The 22,600-nt window shown below is 69.3% G+C and carries 17 protein-coding genes and 1 riboswitch; of the genes, 14 read left to right on the forward strand and 3 right to left on the reverse strand.

Annotated features, from left to right (window positions below; genetic code table 11):
- Positions 1-703, reverse strand: a 703-nt coding sequence (locus VFQ64_RS05570; RefSeq protein WP_325102314.1) for an enoyl-CoA hydratase/isomerase family protein, incomplete at its 3' end; no start/stop codon positions are given.
- 178 nt (positions 704-881) lie between these two features.
- Here VFQ64_RS05570 and VFQ64_RS05575 point away from each other — a divergent pair.
- From VFQ64_RS05575 to VFQ64_RS05615, 9 genes are read left to right on the forward strand one after another with little or no spacing between them, the layout of a single operon-like run.
- Positions 882-2,951, forward strand: a complete 2,070-nt coding sequence (locus tag VFQ64_RS05575; protein WP_325102315.1) for a hydantoinase/oxoprolinase family protein — start codon at positions 882-884, stop codon at positions 2,949-2,951.
- Positions 2,951-4,828 (forward strand): hydantoinase B/oxoprolinase family protein, encoded by a 1,878-nt coding sequence (locus VFQ64_RS05580; protein ID WP_325102316.1) that lies wholly within the window; start codon positions 2,951-2,953, stop codon positions 4,826-4,828. The genes VFQ64_RS05575 and VFQ64_RS05580 overlap by 1 nt, the downstream gene beginning before the upstream one ends.
- A 53-nt stretch (positions 4,829-4,881) precedes the next feature.
- Positions 4,882-5,514: an isochorismatase family protein gene (locus VFQ64_RS05585; protein WP_325102317.1), complete on the forward strand. Its 633-nt coding sequence runs from the start codon at positions 4,882-4,884 to the stop codon at positions 5,512-5,514.
- Positions 5,511-7,241, forward strand: coding sequence for a tannase/feruloyl esterase family alpha/beta hydrolase (locus tag VFQ64_RS05590; RefSeq protein WP_325102318.1), 1,731 nt, complete (start codon positions 5,511-5,513; stop codon positions 7,239-7,241). Before VFQ64_RS05585 ends, VFQ64_RS05590 begins: the two co-directional genes overlap by 4 nt.
- Positions 7,242-7,281: 40 nt before the next feature.
- Positions 7,282-8,142 carry an amidohydrolase family protein gene (locus VFQ64_RS05595; RefSeq protein ID WP_325102319.1) on the forward strand — a complete coding sequence of 287 codons (861 nt, stop codon included), beginning with the start codon at positions 7,282-7,284 and terminating at the stop codon, positions 8,140-8,142.
- A complete protein-coding gene (locus VFQ64_RS05600; RefSeq protein ID WP_325102320.1) occupies positions 8,142-9,653 on the forward strand; it encodes a class I adenylate-forming enzyme family protein in 1,512 nt (503 codons plus the stop codon). Before VFQ64_RS05595 ends, VFQ64_RS05600 begins: the two co-directional genes overlap by 1 nt.
- The gene (locus tag VFQ64_RS05605; protein ID WP_325102321.1) at positions 9,650-10,801 is read left to right on the forward strand and encodes an NAD(P)H-dependent flavin oxidoreductase; all 1,152 of its coding nucleotides are present in this window, start codon (positions 9,650-9,652) and stop codon (positions 10,799-10,801) included. The genes VFQ64_RS05600 and VFQ64_RS05605 overlap by 4 nt, the downstream gene beginning before the upstream one ends.
- On the forward strand, positions 10,801-11,589 hold the full coding sequence (locus VFQ64_RS05610) for an enoyl-CoA hydratase/isomerase family protein (RefSeq protein WP_325102322.1): 789 nt from the start codon (positions 10,801-10,803) through the stop codon (positions 11,587-11,589). The genes VFQ64_RS05605 and VFQ64_RS05610 overlap by 1 nt, the downstream gene beginning before the upstream one ends.
- The gene (locus tag VFQ64_RS05615) at positions 11,586-12,908 is read left to right on the forward strand and encodes an MFS transporter (RefSeq protein ID WP_325102323.1); all 1,323 of its coding nucleotides are present in this window, start codon (positions 11,586-11,588) and stop codon (positions 12,906-12,908) included. Before VFQ64_RS05610 ends, VFQ64_RS05615 begins: the two co-directional genes overlap by 4 nt.
- 153 nt (positions 12,909-13,061) lie before the next feature.
- Here VFQ64_RS05615 and VFQ64_RS05620 read toward each other — a convergent pair whose 3' ends face one another.
- Complete coding sequence (locus tag VFQ64_RS05620) at positions 13,062-13,304, reverse strand: DUF6894 family protein (RefSeq protein ID WP_325102324.1); 243 nt, start codon at positions 13,302-13,304, stop codon at positions 13,062-13,064.
- A 379-nt stretch (positions 13,305-13,683) separates the two neighbouring features.
- On the opposite strand from VFQ64_RS05620, the gene VFQ64_RS05625 reads away from it, so the two are divergent.
- A complete protein-coding gene (locus VFQ64_RS05625) occupies positions 13,684-17,094 on the forward strand; it encodes an amidohydrolase family protein (RefSeq protein ID WP_325102325.1) in 3,411 nt (1,136 codons plus the stop codon).
- Between the two features lie 107 nt (positions 17,095-17,201).
- On the opposite strand, the gene VFQ64_RS05630 is transcribed toward VFQ64_RS05625, so the two are convergent.
- The gene (locus VFQ64_RS05630; RefSeq protein WP_325102326.1) at positions 17,202-17,597 is read right to left on the reverse strand and encodes a DUF3597 domain-containing protein; all 396 of its coding nucleotides are present in this window, start codon (positions 17,595-17,597) and stop codon (positions 17,202-17,204) included.
- A gap of 74 nt (positions 17,598-17,671) precedes the next feature.
- Positions 17,672-17,861, forward strand: a riboswitch (cobalamin riboswitch).
- A gap of 270 nt (positions 17,862-18,131) precedes the next feature.
- On the opposite strand from VFQ64_RS05630, the gene VFQ64_RS05635 reads away from it, so the two are divergent.
- From VFQ64_RS05635 to VFQ64_RS05650, 4 genes are read left to right on the forward strand one after another with little or no spacing between them, the layout of a single operon-like run.
- Positions 18,132-20,021: a TonB-dependent receptor plug domain-containing protein gene (locus tag VFQ64_RS05635; RefSeq protein WP_325102327.1), complete on the forward strand. Its 1,890-nt coding sequence runs from the start codon at positions 18,132-18,134 to the stop codon at positions 20,019-20,021.
- Positions 20,018-20,893: an ABC transporter substrate-binding protein gene (locus tag VFQ64_RS05640; protein ID WP_325102328.1), complete on the forward strand. Its 876-nt coding sequence runs from the start codon at positions 20,018-20,020 to the stop codon at positions 20,891-20,893. Before VFQ64_RS05635 ends, VFQ64_RS05640 begins: the two co-directional genes overlap by 4 nt.
- Positions 20,890-21,855 carry an iron ABC transporter permease gene (locus VFQ64_RS05645; RefSeq protein WP_325102329.1) on the forward strand — a complete coding sequence of 322 codons (966 nt, stop codon included), beginning with the start codon at positions 20,890-20,892 and terminating at the stop codon, positions 21,853-21,855. Before VFQ64_RS05640 ends, VFQ64_RS05645 begins: the two co-directional genes overlap by 4 nt.
- Positions 21,846-22,598 carry an ABC transporter ATP-binding protein gene (locus VFQ64_RS05650; protein WP_325102330.1) on the forward strand — a complete coding sequence of 251 codons (753 nt, stop codon included), beginning with the start codon at positions 21,846-21,848 and terminating at the stop codon, positions 22,596-22,598. The genes VFQ64_RS05645 and VFQ64_RS05650 overlap by 10 nt, the downstream gene beginning before the upstream one ends.
- Positions 22,599-22,600 lie beyond the last annotated feature (2 nt).

A 22,600-nucleotide genomic window follows, 5' to 3' on the forward strand; every position in this document is an offset into this window, starting at 1 on the left:
CGGCGAAGTTGGCAAGCTCCAGCTCGGTGCCTTGCGCGACGTTCATGTCCGCGCCCTGGATATAGACCCGCTTCAGCGCCGCGATCGCCGCGCGCGGCTTGTCGATGATCGACAGCGCATAGGCGCGCGAGTCGTCGAGCAGGCGGGCAAGCGGGACCGACTTCAGCGCCAGCCCGATCTCGACGGCCTCCGCCCCGGTGTACCAGCGCGCGGTCCACAGGATGTCCTTGGCGCGCTGGTCGCCCACCCGCCGGCGCAGGCGAAGCGAGACGAAGGCGGGAACGACGCCCGCGTCGGTGTGCACGTCGCCGATCTTGGCCTCGTCGGCGATGATGCAGAAGTCGCAGCCGAGCGTCATCTCGAACCCGCCCGCGCGCGCGAAGCCGTTGATCGCGGCGATGGTCGGGATCTCCAGCGCCTCGATGCGCTCGACGATCCTCGACAGGCGGCGGACGGTCGTAGTGAAATAGGCGAGATCGTCGAACGCGCGATCGAGCAGATCGAGGTCGAGCCCGACGCAAAAGGCCTTGCCCGTGCCGGTGACGATCAGCGCGCGGATGTCCTGATCGGCCTCCAGCCGGTCCAGCACCGCCTCCAGCTCCGCCAGCCTCTCCTCGGAGATAGCGTTCAGCCGCTCGGGCGTGGTGAAGGTCGCCACGGCGATCCGGTCGGTCACCTCGAAGGTCAGGCTGGTGAACGCCATGCTCGGTTCTCGCGTGGGGAATGGATGCCTGACGCCCCTGCGCATGGCCGTTGCGGGCGCACAGCCGCCGCCGCTCCGGCCACCGCGCTTCGGTTATCGACGGCAAGGCGTTGGACGCATGCCCACTGAGCGGGCTTGTTCGCGGCCCGAGGGACCGGTGGTCGCGAGAGGATAAAGCATGGGCTATCGCCTGGGTGTCGATGTCGGCGGCACCTTTACCGACCTGCTGCTGTTCGATCAGGGATCGGGCGCGTTCTGGCGGCACAAGACGCCGTCCACCCCGCACGACAGCTCCGAGGGCATTCTGACCGGCGTCAACCGGATCTGCGCGGATGCCGGGATCACGCCCGCCGAGGTCGAGATCTTCCTCCACGGCACCACCGTCGCGACGAACGCCGTGCTGGAGGGGAAGGGCGCGCGCGTGGGACTGGTGACGACCCAAGGCTATCGCCAGATCATGCAGATCGCGCGCAGCTTCGTCCCCGGCGGCCTCGCCGGCTGGATCGTCTGGCCCAAGCCCGAGCCGCTGGCGAAGCTCGAGGACACGGTCGAGATCAAGGGGCGGATGGACGCCCAGGGCCGCGAGGTCCGCGCGATCGACGATGCCGATATCCGCGCTGCGCTGGAGATGTTGAAGGCGCAGGGGATCGAGGCGCTGACCGTCAGCCTCATCAACGCCTATCTCAACGGCGCGCACGAAAAGCGCGTCGGCGCGCTGGCGGCCGAGATCATGCCCGACGTGCCGATCTCGCTGAGCCACGAAGTGCTGCCCGAGATGCAGGAATATGAGCGCACGCTGACCACCGTCGCCAATGCGGCGGTGCGGCCGATCGTCGGGCGCTATGTCCGTAATCTACGCGGCCGCCTACGCGAGGCGGGGATGGCGGGCCGGCTGGCGCTGCTGCGTTCCGACGGCGGGCTGATGACGTCGGAGAAGTCGGAGGAGCATCCGGTCTCGCTGCTGATGTCCGGCCCCGCCGGCGGCGTCACCGGCGCGATCTGGGTCGGCAAGAACGCCGGCATTCGCAACATCCTGACGCTGGATGTCGGCGGCACCTCCACCGATGTCGCGCTGATCGAGAATCTGGAAGCGCGTCGCGTCCGCACCACCGAGGTCGGGCATCTGTCCGTCCGCGCCTCCGCGCTCGACGTGAAGACCGTCGGCGCCGGCGGTGGCTCGATCGCCTATGTGCCCGAGCTGACCGGCGCGCTGCGCGTCGGGCCGCAGTCGGCGGGCGCGGTGCCCGGCCCGGTCGCCTATGGCAAGGGCGGGACGCAGCCGACCGTCACCGACGCCAATGTCGTGCTCGGCTATCTGCCCGAGTCGCTGCTCGGCGGCACCTTCAAGCTCGATCGCGAGGGGGCGAAGGCGGCGGTGCAGACGATCGCCGACCGGCTCGGCATCGATCTCTACGCCGCCGCGCGCGGCATCATCGACATCGTCAACGAGAACATGTTCGGGGCGCTGCGCATGATCTCCGTCCAGCAGGGCTATGACCCGCGCGACTTCGCGCTGATGGGCTTCGGTGGGGCGGGGCCGCTCCACCTCAACGCGGTGGCGCGGTTGATGGGCAGCTGGCCGGCGATCTCTCCGGTCAGCCCCGGGGTGCTCTGCGCACTGGGCGACGCGACCACCCGCATGCGCACCGAGAGCGCGCGCAGCTTCTCGCAGCTCGCGTCGCGCACGTCGCTGGACGAGCTGCGCGCGATCCTCGACGACATGGCGGCGCAGACCCGCGCGGAGCTGGAGGCGGAGGGGATCGCCGCCGAGGACGTGGTGCTCAGCTTCGAGATCGACGTGCGCTATTCGGGACAGGCCTTCGAAGTGCCGATGGAGGTGACGCTCGACGACCTGACGGCGCATGGCATCGGCTGGCTGACGGGGCGGTTCGACGACGAACATCGCCGGCTGTTCACCTTCAACATGGATAGCGAGCACGAGATCGTGAACCTGCGCGCGGTCGCTATGGGCAAGCCGCCCGAGCTGCCCGCCGCGCCGCTACCCGAAGGTGACGGCGATCCTTTGGCGGCCAAGCTGCGCGACCATGAGCTGTGGATGGATGGGGCCATGCGTCCCGCCGTTATCTACGACCGCGCCCGGCTGCGCGCCGGCGATCGCATCCCCGGGCCCGCGATCGTCGTCGAGATGGACTCGACGACGCTGATCGAGGGCGGCTGCACGGCCCTGGTCGACCGCGTCGGCAACATCCTGATCACGCCCCAAGCGCCTTCCGCGGAGAGCCACTGATGCCCGCCACCATCATCCAGGCGAACGATACGCCTTTCGCGCCGGTGCCGATCGATCCGGTGACGCTCGACATCATCGAGAACGCGCTGCGGAATGCCCGTATCGAAATGGACGCGACGCTGGTCCGCACCGCGATGTCGCCCGGCATCCGCGAGCAGGGCGACGCCTTTCCGCTGATCGCGGATCACAAGGGCCGTATGATCGTCGGCCAGTTCGGCAGCTATATCGGCCCTTTCCTCGACGGCTATGACGGCACGGTCGAGGACGGCGACATGATCTTCCTGTCCGATCCCTACTCGGTCAGCGGCGCGATCAGCCATCTCAACGACTGGCTGGTGCTGCTGCCGGTGTTCAAGGACGGCCGGCTGATCGCCTATACCTCGATGTTCGGGCACCAGAGCGACATCGGCGGCAAGGTCGCGGGCAGCATGCCGATCGATGCGACCAGCATCTTCCAGGAAGGCGTACGCATCCCGCCGGTCAAGATCTGGAAGCGCGGCGAGTATAACGAGGAGCTGATCAAGCTCGTGATGGCGCAGTCGCGCTCGCCGGAATGGTGCAAGGCGGATCTGAACGCGCTGATCGCGTCGTGCCGTGTCGCCGCGCGCCGCGTGATCGAGATGGCAGGGCGGTTCGGCGACGACGTGTTCGTGTCCGCTTGCGAGAATTTGCTGGCGCGCAACCACCGGGCGATGAAGGCGCTGATCGAGCAGGCGATCGGCGAAGCGCCGGTGAGCTTCGAGGATTATATCTGCGACGACGGCATGGGCTATGGCCCGTACAAGATCAAATGCACCATGTGGCGTGAGAATGGGCGCGTCGTGCTCGACTTCGACGGCACCGATCCGCAGTCGGGCGCGTCGATCAACTTCCTGTTGAACGAAAACATGATGCGGATGTTCTTCGGCATCTACATGATCATGGTGTTCGATCCCCAGATCCTGTTCAACGACGGCTATTACGACCTGATCGATGTTCGGATTCCGGAAGGCTCGCTGTTGAAGCCGGCCTTCCCCGCGGCGCTGTCGGGGCGGACGCATGCGCTGGGGCGGCTGTTCGACATCCTTGGCGGCCTGTTGGGCCAGAAAACGCCCGAGTTCCTCAACGCCGCCGGCTTCTCGTCCTCGCCGCACCTGTTCTATTCGGGCCGCGACAGCGGGGGTAAGTGGTTCCAGCTGTTCCAGATCGGCTTCGGCGGTATCCCCGGCCGGCCGCTGGGTGATGGTCCCGACGGACACAGCCTGTGGCCCAATTTCACGAACGTCCCCAACGAGTTCCTGGAACGTTACTTCCCGTTGCGCATCGAGCAATACACGACGGTGGCGGATTCGGGCGGGGCGGGGCTGCACCGGGGCGGCAACGGCATCCTCATGACCTACAAGTTCCTGGAGCCCGGCGAGATCGCGATCCACGACGATCGCTGGTTCACCATGCCCTGGGGCGTCAACGGCGGCGAGCCCGGCGCGCGCGCGCGCAAGGTGCTGCGCAAGGCGAACGGCACCACCACGATCGTGGGCAACAAGCGCGAGGATCTGCGCGTCGATGCCGGCGACGAACTCGACTTCATCACCTGGGGCGGCGGCGGCTGGGGCGATCCGCTCGACCGTGATCCCGCGATCGTCGCCAGGGAGGTCGTGCAGAGCCTCGTCACCCCGGACGGCGCGCGCAGCTACGGCGTCGTCATCGCGCCAGCCGGTCATGTCGACGAGGTCGCGACCGCCGGGCTGCGCGAGCAGCTCCGTCGCGAGCGCGGCGCGATCCAGCTGTTCAACTACGGGCCGCCGATCGAGGAGTTGCGCGCCAATTGCGAGGCGGAGACGGGCCTTCCCGCGCCGGTCGCCCCGCAATGGGAAGAGTATCGGATGGCCGCGGAGTAGCGCGGCGTGGACGGAAACATCAGCCGTGGCCGCCGTCGCAGAGACGGTGCGGCATGACCGAGCTCCGCGACAGCTATGCGGGCGCGTTCGACGGCCGGCTGGTGCCGGGCCGCACGGCCGCGCTGCTGATCGTCGATGTGGTGATGGCGTATCTCGACCCGGCGTCCAACCTCTACGCGGCGGCCGAACCCGCGCTCGCGTCCAACGAACGGCTGCTCGAGGCGGCGCGGGTCGCAGGGGTGTCCGTGATCTTCACCAACGTGGAGTATCAGGCTGACGGCGCCGACGGCGGCCAGTTCTACCGCAAGGTCCCCGCGCTCAAGGCGTTCCTGAAGGGCTCGCCGATGGGCGCGTTTCCGGCGACTCTCCAGCCGCGCGTCGACGAAATCGTCGTCACCAAGCAATATGCCTCGGCGTTTTTCGGAACGTCGCTCGCGGCCACGCTGCGGACGCTCGAGGTGGACACCGTCTTCATCACCGGCTTCTCGACTTCGGGCTGCGTCCGGGCGAGTGCGCTGGATGCTCTCCAGAACGGCTTTGTCCCGTTCGTCGTGCGCGATGCCTGCGCCGATCGCCACCCGGCCCCGCACGAAGCCAATCTGTTCGACCTTCAGGCCAAATATGCCGAGGTGGTGAGCGAGACCGAAGCGCTCGCGCTGCTGGCGGAAATGGGAACCGTGCGATGACGATGCTGACCCGCGCGATGCTGTTCCTCGCCGCGCTTCTCGCCTTCGGCGCCGCCGCGCAGGCTCACCCGCAAGGGCCCGCCATCCCGGCCGAAGAGGGCTGCCGTACGCTGGAAGGCGATCGTTTCGCCAAGCTTCCCAGCGCCCCGACCCATATCGTCAAGGCGACCTTTCGCCCCGCCGCCGCCGGCAAGCGGGCCGCGTGCCTGGTCGAGGGTTATGTCAACCCGACGGTCAATTTTGCAATGTTGTTGCCCGCCGCCGACTGGAACGGCCGGTATGTGGTGCGCGGCTGTGGCGGCAGTTGCGGTATCGTGGCTGCGGACTTGGCATGCAGCAGCCATGTCCGCGACGGCTATGCCTGCCTCCACACGGACATGGGGCACCGCTCGACCCTGAGCGACAACAATTGGGTGGCCGGCAACCTGCAGGGGCTGGTCGATTTCGGCTATCGCGCGACGCACGTCACCACCGCCGCTGGACGCGCGATCATCAAGGCCTTTTTCGGCAGCGATCCGCGCTACAGCTATTTCTTCGCCTGCTCGACCGGCGGCCGGCAGGGACTGATCGAGGCGCAGCGCTTTCCCGACGACTTCGACGGCATCGTCGCCATCGCCCCCGCCAGCATGGCGCCGTTCGGCCGCGACAAGCCGCCCACCATCACCGAGGTCGATGCCTTCAACCTCGGCGCGGACGGCAGGCCGATCCTGCCCAACCGCAAGGCGATGCTGATCCACCGCGCCGCGATCCGCCGGTGCGACCGCAACGACGGCACCGCCGATGGCGTCATATCGAAGCCGCTGGCCTGCGGGTTCAAGCCGGCCGAGCTGTTGTGCAGGACCGCCGACGCCCGCGACTGCCTGACCGCCGAGCAGGTCGGCGTCGCGGACAAGCTGTACCGCCTGCGCGGCGCGCAGCCCGGGTCCGAGTTCAACTGGATCGGCAACTTCCTGCGCAACGCGAGCATGCCGGGCGAGGGCTCGACGCCGCTGTTCGATCTCGGCGTCGGGCGCGGCGACCCGGTCGTCGTCGAGACGCTGAACGCGCCGAACAACCCCGACCTGCGGCCGTTCCGCGACCGGGGCGGCAAGCTGATCCTGGTCCATGGCTGGTCCGACTTCTCGGTGATGCCGCCGCCCACCATCGACTATTACGAAACGGTCACGCGCACGATGGGGGGAGCGGCCGCGACCGCCCGGTTCGCGCGGCTCTACATGGTGCCGGGGATGGACCATTGCAGCGGCGGCGACGGCGCTTATGCGATCGACTATCTGGGCGCGATCACGCGCTGGGTGGAGAAGGGCGAGGCGCCGGACGCGCTGCGCGGGGTCAAGCCGGTGCCCGGCGCCCCACTCGACTATTTCGCCGTCGACTTGCCGTTGATGGATCGCAAGTACATCGCCTTTGAGCGCGATCACCGCGCCTGGCCGGGCGACAGCGTACCGGTCAAGGGCCGCCCGGCGATCGCCCCCCGGCCGGCGCCGCAGCCGCTCGACCAGGCGCTGCTGACTACCGTCCAATCCGCCGAAAAGACCGGCACCGCGGCCGGCTTTCCCCGGCGCACGACGCTGAACCTGATGCTCAAGTCGCTGTGGGAGACGCTGTACCGTGCCGACCAGGGCGCGGCGGCGCAGACCGCGGCCCTGGCGGCGGTGCCGGTCGAGGGTCTGTCGCCGCTCGGGCGCGAGGCGATCGCCCGGATGCAGGCCGAAATGCGGCTCGACTGATGCGTCCGGCGGTCCTCTCAACCTCGCACCGGGTGGCAGCATGAGCGGCTATATCGACATCGTCTGCAACATCTACACGCCCGAGGCGGTCGCCAACGGCTGGACCGGGCTCGACGACGATTTCAAACGCCAGGTGCGGATGCCGCCCGAGATGTTCGGCGGCGTCTCGATCGACGAGTATCTGCGCAAGATGGACCGGGTGGGTATCGAGCGGTCGCTGCTGATCGCGGTGCGCGCAGGCGACCTGAACGTGAAGCACAGCTGGGAGATTCCCTACCGGGTGATCGCCGACATCTGCCGCGCGCATCCCGACCGCTTCTCGGGGCTGGCTGGAATCGACCAGACGCGTGGGATGCAGGGGCTGCGCGACCTGACCCAGGCGGTCGAGGAGTACGGGTTCGTCGGCGCGCACTGGTATCCGCACTGGTTCGGCAGCCCGCCCGACTGCGCGCAGATCTATCCCTATTACGCCAAGTGCTGCGAGCTCGACGTGCCGATCATGATGCAGGTCGGGCAGAACCTGGTCTATTCCAAGGAGCGCCGGCTGCCGTCGGTCGCGCGGCCGATCCTGCTCGATCAGGTCGCGATCGACTTCCCTGACCTGTCGGTGATCGGCATCCATATCGGCGTCCCCTGGACTGACGAGATGATCGCGATGTGCTGGAAGCATGCCAACATCTACACCGCCGGCGACGCCTATGCGCCCAAGCACTGGCCGCAGCAGTATGTTCGCTATGCCGACAGCTATGGCAGCCACAAGGTACTGTTCGGCACCGACTGGCCGGTGATCGACCCCGAGCGCGCCGTCGCGGAGATCGCGGAACTGGGTCTGCGTCCCGCCAGCCATGCCAGGATGATGCGCGAGAACGCGCTGACGGTGTTCAAGAAGCTGCCGCGCTGATGCGGCCGGAGACGTTTCGCTCGCTGACCTTCGGTGGCGCGATCCGCGCGGCGGCGGCGCGGGACCCGACCAAGATCGCCATGATCATGGGCGAGCGGACGACCAGCTTCGCCGCACTGGCGACGCGGATGAACCGGCTGCGCGACGCCGCCGTCGCGCAGGGCGTCCGCAAGGGCGACGTCGCGGCGATCGTTGCGCGCAACTGCCCCGAATTCATTGAGGTCGTGGCCGGCCTGCCCGAGGCCGGCGCGATGGTGGCGACGATCAACCCGCGGCTGACCGCAGGCGAGGTCCGCCAGACGCTGGAGGATTGCGGCGCCCGGCTCGTCTTCGTCGACCCGGTGTCGAAGGCGCTGGTGGAGGAAACCGGCCTGCCGGGGCTGACGGTCGTCGCCTTCGGGGACGATTACGAGCGCCTGCTCGCCGACCCGCCCGCCGATGTACCGCTGCCCCAAATCGAGGAATGGGACGGCTGGACGCTGCCCTATACCTCCGGCACCACGGGCAAGCCCAAGGGTGTGGTGCTGTCGCATCGCTCGCGGATGCTGCTCGGGCTGATCTGCGCGGCCGAATTCGGTTGCTTCGGCCCCGACGACCGGTTCCTGTGCATCTCCCCGTTCAATCACGGCGGCGGGATGGGGTTTCCCGCGAGCGCGCTGGCGGCGGGTGGATCGATCGAGATCCTCGACAAGTTCGAGCCCGAGCTGGTGCTCGAGCGGCTGAAGTGCGGCGGCATCACCGGCACCTTCATGGTGCCGACGCACTTTCAGATGATCTTCGCGCTGCCCGCCGAGACGCTCGCCCGATACGAGCGGCCGCCGATCAAGACGATCCTCGCGAACGCCGCGCCGCTGCCGCAGGCGATGAAGGAGCGCATCATCCCCTATTTCGGGGAAACGGTGCTCCATGAACTTTATGCCGCGACCGAAACCGGACTGGTCTGCAATCTGCGGCCCAAGGATCAGCTGCGCAAGCTGAGCTGCGTCGGCACGCCGTTCCCGCATGTCGAGGCGGAGGTGCGGCGCGAGGACGGTCGGGTCTGCGAGGCGAACGAGGTCGGCGAGCTGTGGTGCCGCAACCCGGTGCTGTTCAGCGGCTATTGGAACCGACCGGAGGAAACCGCGGCGGCGGTGCGCGGCGGCTGGGTGTCGGTCGGCGACATGGCGCGGCGCGATGCCGAAGGCTTTTTGTACATCGTCGATCGCAAGAAGGACATGGTGATCTCCGGCGGGGTCAACATCTACCCGCGCGAGATCGAGGAGGTGCTGTTCGCGCATCCGCAGGTCGCCGACGTCGCCGTGGTCGGCATCCCCGATGAGACCTGGGGCGAACGGCTGAAGGCCTTCGTCGTGCCGCGCGAACCCGGCCTTACCGCCGAGGCATTGTCCACCTTTTGCGCGGGCAAGATCGCGCCGTTCAAGATTCCCCGCGAGCTGGCGCTGATCGATGTGCTGCCGCGCAACGCCAACGGCAAGGTGCTCAAGACCGAACTCAGAAAGGCCCACGCGTGACCGACGACCCCCTGAAGCGCATCGGCATGGCGACACCGATCTTCGGCTTCTCGCATTGCCGTGACGTCGTCGCCGCGGTGTCCAAGGCGGGCGGGGTCGGCGTCTATGGCGCCGGGCTGCATTCCGACGACCAGATCGCGATCGACCTCAGGTGGATCGAGGATCAGATCGGTGATCTCCCCTATGGCATCGACCTTTTGATGCCGAGCAAATATGTCGGCAGCGAGAGCGGTGGGCTGTCGGGGGCGCAGGCCAAGGCGGCAATCCCGGCGGAGGTCACCGCGTTTCTCGACGACATGATGGTGCGTTACGACGTGCCGGAGGCGACGGGCGACGAGCCGGAGGACGAGTTCCTCGCGCTCGGCGGCCAACGCTACAGCGCGGCGCAGGCGCGCGGCATCCTGGACCTCGCCTTTGCGTCCAAGGCGAAGCTGCTGGTGAGCGCGCTCGGCGTGCCGCCGGCCGACGTGATCGAGCAGGCGCATGCGCAAGGCATGGTGGTCGCGGCACTCGCCGGAAGCGTTAAGCATGCGCTCGCCCATGTGGCTGCGGGCATCGATATCGTCATCGCGCAATCCTATGAGGCGGGCGGGCACACCGGCGAGGTCGGCGGCATGGTGCTGACGCCGCTGATCGTCGACGCGGTGGCGCCGGTGCCGGTGCTGGCGGCGGGCGGGATCGCCGACGGGCGGCAGATGGCGGCGGCACTCGCGCTCGGGGCGAAGGGCGTGTGGTGCGGGTCGGTGTGGCTGCCGACGGCGGAATCGGATCTGCTGCCGGTGGTCAAGCGCCGCCTGGTCGACGCCGCTGCCGAGGACACGCAGCGTACCCGCGCGATGACCGGCAAGCCGTCGCGGCTGCTCAAGACCGCGTGGGTGACCGAATGGGAGCGCCCCGACACCCCCGATCCGCTCCCCAACCCGCTCCATGCGGTGGCGATCGGCAGCTATGTCAGCCGCATCGAAAAGGCCGCCGCATCCCCGGATGCGACCGCACAGTCGGGCGCAGGCGCGCTCGCCCCCACCGCGGCCGGGCAGGTGATCGGCCTGATCACGCAAGAGACCAGCTGCCGACAGGTGATGGTCGAGATGATGACCGGCTGCGTCGACGCGGTGGCGTCGGTGCAAGAGCTGCTGGAGGCGCAGTGATGGCGGACACCCAACTCGCGGTCGAGCGCAAGGGTGAGATCCTCTACGGCACCTTCACCCAGGAGAAGGGGGTCCACTCGTTCAGCCTGCGCCTGCTCGAGCAGATCGACGCCTTTCTGGCCCGCATCGAGGACGAGCCCGCGATCCGCGCGGCGATCATCACCGCGCGCGGCCGCATCTTTTCGCTCGGCACCGACATGACGCAGATCGAGACGGGGCTCGGCGACTTCCGTCAGTTCCGCCACTATCTCGATCGTTTCAACGCCGTGATGGACCGGCTGGAGCGCGCGCCGGTGCCGATGATCGCGGCGGTCAACGGCCTGACCCGCGCGGGTGGGATCGAGATCGTGCTCGCCTGCGACGTGGCGGTGATCGCGCGGGGCGCCAGGATCGGCGACATCCACACCGCGCAGTTCGCGATTCCCGCGGGCGGATCGACCCAGCGGCTGCCGCGCCGCATCGGGCTGCCGCGCGCCAAGGATCTGATCTGGAGCGGGCGTTTCCTGGGGGCGCAAGAGGCGGTCGAGTGGGGGCTTTGCCATGCGCTGGCCGAGGACGACGCGCTGATCGAGACCGCCGAAGCGCTCGCCGCGACCTATATCGACAAGCCCCGGCAATGCCTGTTCGAATGCAAGACGCTGATCAACCGCAGCGTCACCATGTCGCCGGCCGACGGGATCGAGCTCGAAAAGCAGCAGTTCCTCCACTACGTCCAGAACTACCCTTATGTGCGCGACGCGTTCCAGGCGTTCCGCGACGCCAAGCGCGCACCGGTCGCGGCGTCATGAGCGACGCGCTCGCCGGACGCGCGCCGCCGATGCCGGAGGAGGTGCCGGTGCCGACCGGCGGCTATCGCTGGTATGTCGTCGGCGTCCTGATCCTCGCTTATACGTTTTCCTATATCGACCGTTCGATCCTGACGCTGATGGTGGGGCCGATCCGCGCGTCGCTGGGCATCAGCGACGTCGAGCTGAGCATGCTGCACGGTCTCGCCTTTGCGCTGTTCTACACCATCTGCGGCATCCCGATCGGGCGGCTGGTCGACCGGCGGCGGCGCACGACGATCATCGCCGTCGGCGTGGCGTTCTGGAGCGGGATGACCGCGCTGTGCGGGCTGGCGCAGAATTTCGTGCAGATGTTCCTCGCGCGGATCGGGGTCGGGGTGGGGGAGGCGGCGTTGTCGCCGGCGGCCTATTCCAGCTTCAGCGACTGGTTCGAGGGCAAGCAGCTGACCCGCGCGCTCAGCCTCTACAACAGCGCCATCTATGTCGGCGGTGGGCTGGCGACGATGGCCGGCGGGGCGCTGATCGCCTCCGTGCCGGCGGTCGACACGGCGCTGCTCGGCCGTTTGGAGCCGTGGCGGGTGGTGTTCATCCTCGTCGGGCTGCCGGGGTTCCTCATCGCGCTGCTCGTGCTCGCCCTGCGCGAGCCCGCGCGGCGCGGTCTGACCTCGCCCGACATCCCCAGCTTCCGCGCTGTGCTCGCCTATCTGTGGCTGCGGCGCGGCGCGTTCGGCTGGCTGATCGGCGGATTGGCGATCTCGAGCCTGATGTGGAACGGCGTGATCGCCTGGGCGCCGGCGCACTTCATGCGCAATTTCGGCTGGACGCCGGCGGAGGTGGGCGCGCGGTACGGGCTGGCGCTGATCGTCTTCGGATCGGCGGGCGTCCTGTTCGGCGGCTGGCTGGCGGGCATGATGCGCGACCGTGGGCGGCGCGATGCGAATGTGCGGATCGGCGTGATCTCCGCGCTGGCGGCGTTGCCGTTCGGGGTCGCCGCGCCGCTGATGCCGACCGGCGCCACCTCGCTGGCGCTGTTCTGCGGCTTCCTGTTCGCCGGCACCATTCCCTATGGCGGCGCGGCGGCGGCGCTGCAGGAGATGACGCCCAACCGCATGCGTGGACAGGTGACGGCGATCTATCTGTTCTGCCTGAACCTGGTCGGCATCGGGCTGGGGCCGGTGATCGTGGCGCTGTTCACCGAGCAGCTGTACGGCGGCGACGCCTCGGTGCGCTATTCGATCGCCACCATCGTCGCGATTGCCGCGCCGATCTCGGCACTGGTGATGATGGCGGCGTGCCGGTCGATGCTCAGATGGGTGCGGTGACCGGGTGATAGGCGAAGATGGCGGGGTCGCTCGCGGGCGACGCGCGGCCTCGTAGCGACCGAACCCCGGCGCGATCGCGCGCGCCCTGTTCGAGCGCGGGCGAGGATGATCGTGTCCTCGGAAGCATAAGCCGGTGGAACCGACGAAGTCCGACTAGCGAAGGGTGGCGGGCGCTTCCGTCCCCATGATGTGCAGATCGAAGAGAGTCAGGCCCTTCTCGTCGCTTGCGGACATGCGCCAGTCGACCTTGCCCCAGAAGTCCGTGGTGCCGTCACAGATCAGATCGCCCGCGTATTTCACCGCATGACACTTAGCGGCCGCAAGGTCGTCCAGTTCCGTCCCCTCTTCGTCGCGATCAGGGGAGCCGTCATGGACGAGGAAAAAGTAGCGAGGCACAGCGGTTCTCCGACACAAAGGCGGGTGCGCGTCGGCTCTCCCAGCCGTCAGTGCCTCAGCCAACCGATCTGACGATACCGGCAATTACTCCGCTTCGGACCTTTTGTCACCGTCGAATGTGACGGGGTTGTAACCCACAAATACGCCAGCGACGAGCCGCCGGCGTTGGCGGCATGGGCCACGGTCCTGGCGAGATCATGCCGCCAGCTTGCTGTTACCGTCCTGCGAAGTCACGGTCGGGCGGACCGCCGACGTGTGGCGAACCGAGGATCCGCGACCGCGCGCGGTGATCGCCTTCTTCAGCCTCGCCCTGGATTTCCGGCGTGACGGGGCGCGATGATGGGCTACAAGCCCGTGGGATAAGAGAGGGACTGCACCGATGACCTACCGTACCGCCACCGCCATGGCGCTGATCCTGTGCGCCGGTACGCTGGGTGCGCAGGTCACCCCGCCGGTCCAGAAGCCGGTCGAGCAGACCGAGGCGCCCGAGGACAAGGTGACCAGGCCCGAATCGGTCGCGGATGCGGCGCCCACGCCCACGGCATCGGCCACGCCAGCGCCCGCCGCGACCACCGCCGCGCCGGTCGCCACGCCCGCCAAGCCGCCCAAATGGGACGTCAACGCCCCGCGCGGGCTGCGCACGAAGGAGGTGCGGATCGACACCGACGAGGGCAGCTGGATGAACGTCGACGTCTCGCCCGACGGGCGGCAGATCGCGTTCGACCTGCTCGGCGATATCTACACCATGCCGATCGCGGGCGGGATGCCGCGGCGGATCGCGCAGGGGCTCGCCTTCGAGCACCAGCCGCGCTTCTCGCCCGACGGGCGGCGCATCGCCTTTACCTCCGATCGCGGCGGCGGCGACAACATCTGGGTGATGAATGTCGACGGCAGCGACAAGCGCCAGGTGACCAAGGAAGACTTCCGCCTCCTCAACCAGCCGACATGGAGCCCGGACGGCCGCTTCATCGCCGCCAAGAAGCATTTCACCACCGGCCGCTCGCTCGGCACCGGCGAGGTATGGCTGTACCATGTCACCGGCGGTGGCGGCGTCCAGCTGGTCAAGCGCGCCAGCGAGCAGCTGCAGAAAGAGCTGGGCGAGCCGATCTTCGCCCCCGACGGCAAGGGCATCTTCTACACCCGCAACACCACGCCCGGCCCGATCTTTGAATATGCGCAGCATTCGCGCACCGGGCTGTTCGACATCGAGCGTTACGATCTGAACACCGGCGAGGTCGATACGGCGGTCAGCGGCCTGGGCGGCGCGGTCCGCCCGACGCCGTCGCGCGACGGCCGGCGCATCGCCTTCGTGCGGCGCGAGGACAACCAGACGAAGCTGTGGGTCCGCGATCTCGCCGCGGGCACCGAACGCGTGGTCTATGGCGACCTTGATCGCGACGTGCAGGAGACCTGGGCGGTCACCGGCGTCTACCCGAACATGGGCTGGACCGCGGACGATCGCGCGATCGTGTTCTGGGCGGGTGGCAAGCTGCGCCGGGTCAACGCCGACGGCAGCGGCGCGGCCGTGATCCCGTTCCGGGTCAGCGACACGCGCGTGCTGGTCGATGGCATTCATCCGAGTGTGGAGGTGGCGCCCGATCAGGTGCGCACGAAGATGCCGCGCTGGGCCAGCGTGTCTCCGGACGGGCGCCAGGTGGTGTTCGAGACGCTGGGCAAGCTGTGGGTCAAGCCGATGGGCAGTGGCGCCGCGCGGCGGCTGACGCGCGCGACCGACGAGCTGGAGCTGTACCCGAGCTGGTCGCGCGACGGGCGGCAGGTCGTCTTCGTCGGCTGGACCGATGCGGGATTGGGGCAGGTCAAGGTGGTCGCTACAGGCGGCGGAACGGCGCGCGCGGTAACGACCGTGGCGGGCCATTATCGTCGCCCGCGCTTCTCGCCCGATGGGCGCACCATCGTCTTCGAGCAGGGGGAGGGCGGCGGGTTGACGGCGGCGCGCGGCAACCCCGGCCGTGGTGCGTACCGCGTCGCCGCGACGGGGGGCGCGCCGGTCAGGATCGCCAAGGACGGATCGGGGCCGCAGTTCGGCGCCGACAACGACCGGGTGTTCCTGCTCCGGAGCGAAAAGGACAAGCGCCAGCTGGTTAGCATGGACCTGAACGGAGAGGGCGCGCGCGTCCATGCCTCCGGCGATCTGGTCAACGACTTTCAGGTGTCGCCCGACGGCGGCCACATCGCGTTTCGGCAGAATTACGAGGCGTTCGTGATGCCGCTGCTGCCCGGCAAGCAGGCGGTCGAAGTTGGGCCAAAGGGCGGGCCGTTGCCGGTGACCAAGGTTTCGGCGGAGGGCGCGGACTTCATCAACTGGTCCGATAATGGCCGCCGGGTGCACTGGAGCCTGGGACCGACGCTCTACTCCGCCGACACCGCCTCGCTGTTCGCGACCGCGCCGATCGGAGAGGATGCGCCCAAGTTCCCGGCGCCGCGCACCGGCGTCGACCTGTCTATGAATGTGCCCGCGGCCAAGCCGACCGGCACGGTGGCGCTGACCGGCGCGCGGGTGGTGACGATGGCGACGGCCGATGGGGGCATCCTCGACGACGCGACGATCGTGATCCGCGGCGACCGCATCGTCGCGGTGGGCCCGCGCGGGCAGGTCGCGGTGCCGGCGGGTGCGAGGGTGGTCGATGTCGCGGGCAAGTTCATCATCCCCGGGCTGATCGACGCGCACGCGCATGGCAGCCAGGGCGAGGACGAGCTGATCCCGCAGCAGAACTGGGACGCGATGGCGAACCTCGCCCTTGGCACCACCACCGTCCACGACCCGTCGTCGCGCGCGTCGGAGATCTTCCCGGCCGCCGAGATGCAGCGCGCGGGGCTCAGGCTGCAACCGCGCACCTTCTCGACCGGCGAGATCATCTACGGCGCCAAGAATCCGGAGGTCTATGCCGAGATCGACAAATATGAGGACGCGCTCGCCGACGTCCGGCGGCTGAAGGCGCAGGGTGCCAATTCGGTCAAGAACTACAACCAGCCGCGCCGCGAGCAGCGCCAGATGGTGGTCGCCGCCGCGCAAGCCGAGGGGATGCACGTCGTGCCCGAGGGCGGCTCGCTCTACACGATGGACGTCAGCCTGATCCAGGACGGCAACTCGACGGTCGAGCACAATGTGCCGCTGGAGCGGTTCTATGCCGATCTGGTGCAGCTGTGGTCGCAGTCGAAGACCGACTACACGCCGACGCTGGTCGTCACCTATGGCGGGCCCGCAGGCGATCCATACTGGCGGTCGCGGACCGATGTGTGGCGGCATCCGCTGCTCAGCCGCCACGCACCACCCGCGCTGCTGGCCGCGCAGAACGCCCGGCGCGAGATCGCGGCGGAGGGCGATTATGTCGATGCCGACAGCGCGCGCGAGGCGAAGAAGCTGGTCGTGGGCGGCCGCATGGTGTCGATCGGCGCGCACGGCCAGCAGGCGGGGCTGGGGGCGCATTGGGAGTTGTGGAGTTTCGTGCGCGGCGGCTGGTCGCCGATCGAGGCGCTGCGGGCGGGGACGATCATGCCGGCGACCTCGCTCGGCTATGCGCGCGACATCGGCAGCATCGAGGTGGGGAAACTCGCGGACCTGGTGGTGCTGGACGCCGATCCGACGGTGGATATCCGCAATTCGGAGAAGGTTCGCCAGGTGATGCTGGGCGGCCGGCTGTACGACGCGGCCACGCTCAACGAGGTGGCGACGGGGACCGCCAAGCGGCTGCCCTACTGGTGGGAGAATGGCGGGGGCGGTGCCGGGACCGGCGCGAGCGCGGCGCGGGGGCATGGGCACGGGGATTAAAGCCGGGGACGCGGGCAAAGCCCCGCGTCGAACGGGTCGGCTGAGCCGACCCGCCGGCCGTCTTGGGCCGTCTCGCCGCGAGCTACGCTACCGGCGTGCGACCTGCGTCAATCCCGAAGCGACGCAGGCACCTTGCCGCCATTCTCGGCGAGCTTCTTCCACACCGCCTTGCTGAGCGCCATGTTCTGCTCGGCGCTTCCATGATCACCGGCATGGACGCCAAGCTCCTCGGCCAGCTCCTTGCGCGCGGTGAGGCTGGAATCCATGTCGAGCAGCTTGAGCAGGTCGACGATCGACGTCCGCCAGTTGCCGCCACCACCCTTGGTGTCGGCCATCTGCGTCAGCACCGCCTCGACATCGACCGGCTGAGCCGGAGCGGCGGGCGCGGCAGGCTGTGCTTGGCCCGCTACGGGCGCAGCGGCGGGCTTTGGCGCGACCTGGGGCTGCGCGGGCGCGGGCTTCTTGCCGAAGATTTTGCCGAGGATGCCGCCGAAGATGCTCATGATACTACTCCTGTTACCGGCCGTCTCAACGCGCCGCCCATGCCCGGGGTTGCGCGGTGCGTCCTGGCGGGCCTACAGGCGACGGCGTGACAGGTGCCCGGCGACGGGCTGAAAAGGGAAGTCCGGTGTTCAAGACCGGCGCTGCCCCCGCAACTGTGACCGGCGAGTGATCCTCCAATCCATGCCACTGGGCTTCTCGCCCGGGAAGGCGGAGGAAAGCAACGACCTGGGAGCCAGGAGACCTGCCCGTCACGGTCGATCCTTCGCGCGCACGGGGTGTGGCGGGCGGACGAGGGCAACCTCGCGTGAGCGACGCCGAAGGGCGTCCAGTCCGGGCGCCTCGCGTGTGAGGATGTGGCCGTGTTCTGTTTTCCGCTTACTTCTTCCCCGGCGAAGGCCGGGGCCCAGTTGCCACGCACTCGGTTGGCGAAGTCTGCCCTCTCCAACGTCTCAGCCCGATCCTGGGCCCCGGCCTTCGCCGGGGAAGGTGTAGGTGCGGCTGCATGGGTGGGTCTCGCGGGGGTGGGGTTGTTGGTGAGTGCGCCGCTCCCGGCGCAGACGCCCGATCCCTGCGCCGCCGCGCCCAACGACTGCATCATCCTCACCCATGAGCGCATCCCGCCCGACATCCTCGTTGCGGCGCGGGTGCCGCGCTATGCCGACGAGATCGGCCAGGCGGTCACCACCTATGATCGCGACGAGATCGAGCGCCGCCAGACCGTTTCGCTCGCGGACCTGCTCGCCACCACGCCGGGCGTGAACGTCAGCCGCAACGGCAGCGTCGGCGGCTTCACGGGCGTGCGGCTGCGCGGCGCGGAGGCGGAGCAGACGCTGGTGGTGATCGACGGCGTACGGGTCAACGACCCCTCCTCGCCCAGCGGCGGCTTCGACTTCGCCAACCTGCTCGCCGCCTCCGTCGAGCGGATCGAGGTGTTGCGCGGGCCAAATTCTGTGCCGTGGGGTAGCCAGGCGATCGGTGGTCTCGTCCATATCCGCACCGCCGACCCGGCGGGTGGGGCCGACGGCGACGTCAGCGCGCGTGCCCAGGCGGAATATGGCTATGCCGACCAGCTCTATGCGACCGCCGGCGTGCAGGGCCGCTCAGGGGGCCTGTCCGGATCGCTCAACGCCGGGTTCCTGCGCACCGATGGCATCTCGTCCGCCGCAGCGGGAACCGAGCGCGACGGTTATCGCCAGATCGGCGGCACCGCGCGGCTGGGGCTGGCGATCACCGACAATGTCGGCGTCGATCTGCGCGGCTATTACGCCGATAGCCACCTGCGCTTCGACGGCTTCAGCAACGCCCCGCCGTTCGGCCCCGCCGACGGGCCGCAGAGCGGCGAGACGCAGGAATTGTACGGCTATGCCGGCGCCTATGCCGACCTGGCGGGCGGGCGCATCCGCAACCGGATCGCGTTGACGATCGCCGATATCAATCGCGACACCTTCGATCCCGATTTTCCGTCGGCCGCGCGCGGGCGGTCGGAGCGGTACGAGTACGGCGTCGACGCCCGCCTCTCCGATAGACTGCGACTGGCCGGCGGCGCGGAGCGGGAGAACAGCCGGTTTACCGACGGCTTCACGGTGGCGGAGACGGGCATCACCAGCGTCTATGCGCAGGCGATCGTGCGACCGTTCACGCGGCTGACTCTGACCGGCGGCGTGCGCTATGACGATCATGATGCGTTCGGCGACGCGGTGACGGCCGGGGCGGACGCGGCCCTGGCGTTGGGCGGCACGACGCTGCGCGGCAGCTATGGCGAGGGGTTCAAGGCGCCGACGCTGTTCCAGCTCTTTTCCTTCTTCGGCAACGAGCGGCTGGCGCCGGAGCGGGCACGGTCGTTCGACCTCGGTGTACAGCAGCGGCTCCTCGGCGGGAGCGCCACGTTCGGCGCGACCTACTTCAACCGGCGCACCCGCAACCAGATCGGCTTCCGCTCCTGCACCGCCGCCGAGCAGGGCACGGCCGGTTCGATCTGCGTCGACCGGCCGTTCGGCGTGTACGACAACACCGCCCGCACCCGCGCGGAGGGTGTCGAGGTCGAGCTGGCGCTGCGGCCGAACGATGCGCTGTCGCTAAGCGCGAGCCTGACCCTGCTCGAAGCCACGGACCGCACGAACGGTCTCGATCTCGCGCGGAGGCCGGGCGAGACGGCGAGCGTCAGCGCCGATTACCGCTTTCCCTTCGGCCTCAGTGTCGGCGGCACCGTGCTGATCGTCGGCGACAGCTTCGACGATCCGGGCAATTTCGCGCGGCTCGACGGCTATGCGCTCGCCTCGTTGCGCGCGGCATTGCCGGTCGGCGAGCGGCTGGAGCTATACGGCCGCGTCGAGAACATCGCCAACGCGCGGTATCAGACGGTCGCCGGCTACGGCACCTACGGCCGTGCCGCCTATGGCGGGGTGCGGGTGCGGTTCGATTGAGAGCGCTTGCGGGGCTGCTGGCGCTCGCCGCCTGCGCGCCGGAGACGGCGGGCGGCGGCATCGTGTCGGTGAATCCGTGCGCGGACGCGATGCTGGTGCGGCTGGTCGCGCCCGACCGCATCGCCGCCATCAGCCATTACTCGCAGGATCCCGCGGCCACCTCGATCCCGCTGGCGGAGGCGAAACGGTTCCGCGCCACGGCGGGGACGGCGGAGGAGGTGATCGCGCTCAGGCCGGGGCTGGTGCTGGCGTCGACCTTCACGCCGGCGGCGACGCGGGATGCGTATGCGCGGGCGGGTCTGCGGGTGCTGTTGCTCGACTCGCCGGTGACGGTCGCGGGGAGCGTGGCGCAGGTGAGGGAGGTCGCGGCGGCGGTGGGGGAGCAAGCTAGAGGCGAGGCGCTGGTTCAGGAGATTGCGGATAGCCTCAAACATCCTCCCCGGCGAAGGCGGGGATCCAGTTTCGGCCCTGCTCATTGGGAAGGGCAGCCCTCACCAACGCAAACCGTGGCGACTGGGCCCCGGCCTTCACCGGGGAAGATAGGTGAACCCGCGGCCTTGCTGCTCCTCTCCGGCGATCTCGCCAACGGCTCCGGTACATTGCTCGACGAGCTGATGCTCCATGCGGGGCTGCGCAACGCGGCGGCGGACTATGGCCTGCGCTACACCGGCCGGGTGCCGCTGGAGGTGCTCGCCGCGCGACCGCCGGCGGTGGTGATCGCACCCGATGGCGGCGGGCGAACCGCGGCGTTGCGGCGCCAGCTCCTCCCGATGGTGCCGCAGGCGAGCTTCCCGCGCGCGCTCATCAATTGCGGCGGCCCCGCCATTCCGCCCGCGCTCGCCAGGCTGCGCGCGATCCGGGCGAGCCTGTGACGCGGTCTGCGCGCCTGGCGCTTCTCACCGGGCTGGTCGCGGTGCTGTTCTCCGCGTCGCTGCTGGCGGGCAAAATGTGGGTTACACCGCTTGCATGGCTGAACGGCGACCCGCTCACCCCGATCCTGCTCGAACTGCGCCTGCCGCGCGCGCTTCTCGGCGCCATGCTTGGCGCGTCGTTGGGGCTTTCGGGGGCCGTGTTGCAGGGATTCCTGCGCAACCCGCTCGCGGACCCGGCGGTGCTGGGCGTGTCCTCGACGGCGGCGCTGGGCGCGGTCGCCGCGATCCTGCTCGGCGTGGGCAGCGGCGGCGCGTTCGCCGCGGCGATGGCCGGTGCCGCCGGCGCGATGGTGCTGCTCGCCGTGCTCGCCTGGCGGGCGGCAGGGCCGGTGGCGTTCGTGCTCGTGGGCACGGTGCTGGCGAGCCTGGCCGGCGCGCTCACCGCCTTCCTGATCGCGGTCGCCCCCAACCCGTGGGCGGTGGCCGAGGTGATCGACTGGCTGATGGGGGCGCTGACCGACCGCAGCTGGCCGGACCTCGCGCGCGCCGCGCCGGCGATGGTGGTCGGGTGCGCGCTGTTGTTGATGACCGGGCGATCGCTCGACGCGCTGGCGCTCGGCGAGGAGGCCGCGCGTTCGCTGGGGGTGCGGATGGGGCGGTTGCAGGCGCTGGTGATCGTCGGCACCGGCCTGGTGGTCGGCGCGGGCGTCGCGGCAACGGGCGTGATCGGGTTCGTCGGCCTGGTTGTACCGCATCTGCTCCGCCCGCTGTTCGGGGCACGGCCGGCCGCGCTGCTGGTGCCGAGCGCGCTGGGCGGCGCGGCGCTGGTGCTCGCGGCCGACAGCCTGGTGCGGCTGGTGCCGGGCGCCGGCGAAGTGCGGTTGGGGGTGGCGATGGCGATGCTGGGCGCGCCCTTCTTCCTGGCGCTGCTGTGGCGTGGGGAGGGGCGGACATGGCGCTGAGCCTCGACGATGTCACCGTGCGGGTCGGGGGCGCGACGTTGCTCGACCGCGTCACCGCCACGGTCGCGCCGGGCCGCGTCACCGCCATCCTCGGCCCCAATGGCGCGGGCAAGTCGACGCTGCTCCGCGCCGCCGCCGCGTTGATCCGGGCGGACGGCAGGGTCTGCGTGGATGGTGAGGACATTATCCGGATGAGTTCGCGGAGCCGCGCGCGGGCGATCGGTTATCTGCCGCAGGACGCCGCCGTCCACTGGAACTTGCGCGTGCACGAGGTGGTGGCGCTCGGCCGCCTGCCCCATGCCGCCTTGCCGATGGAGGATCGCGCCGCCACCGACCGCGCGCTGGCGGTGACTGCCACCAGTGCCTTCGCCGACCGTCCGATCGTGACGCTGTCCGGCGGCGAGCGCGCCCGGGTGCTGCTCGCACGCGTGCTGGCGGGAGAGCCGCGCTACCTGCTCGCCGACGAGCCGCTCGCCGCGCTCGACCCGGCGCACCAGATCGACCTGGTCGCGCGGCTGCGCGCCTATGCGGCCGGCGGCGCGGGGGTGGCGGTCGTGGTCCACGACCTCCTCCAGGCGCAGGTCGCCGCCGACGACGCGGTGCTGCTCGACGGCGGCCGCGTCGTCGCGGCGGGGCCGTCGGGCGATGTGCTCACGCCCGACAACCTCGCCCGCGTCTTTGGCATTCGCGTAGCGGCGGTCGAGAACCAGGGCCGGAAACTATGGGTGCCGGTAGGGCGCTGACA

The organism is Sphingomonas sp. (genome assembly GCF_035714405.1).
Lineage (GTDB): Bacteria > Pseudomonadota > Alphaproteobacteria > Sphingomonadales > Sphingomonadaceae > Sphingomonas.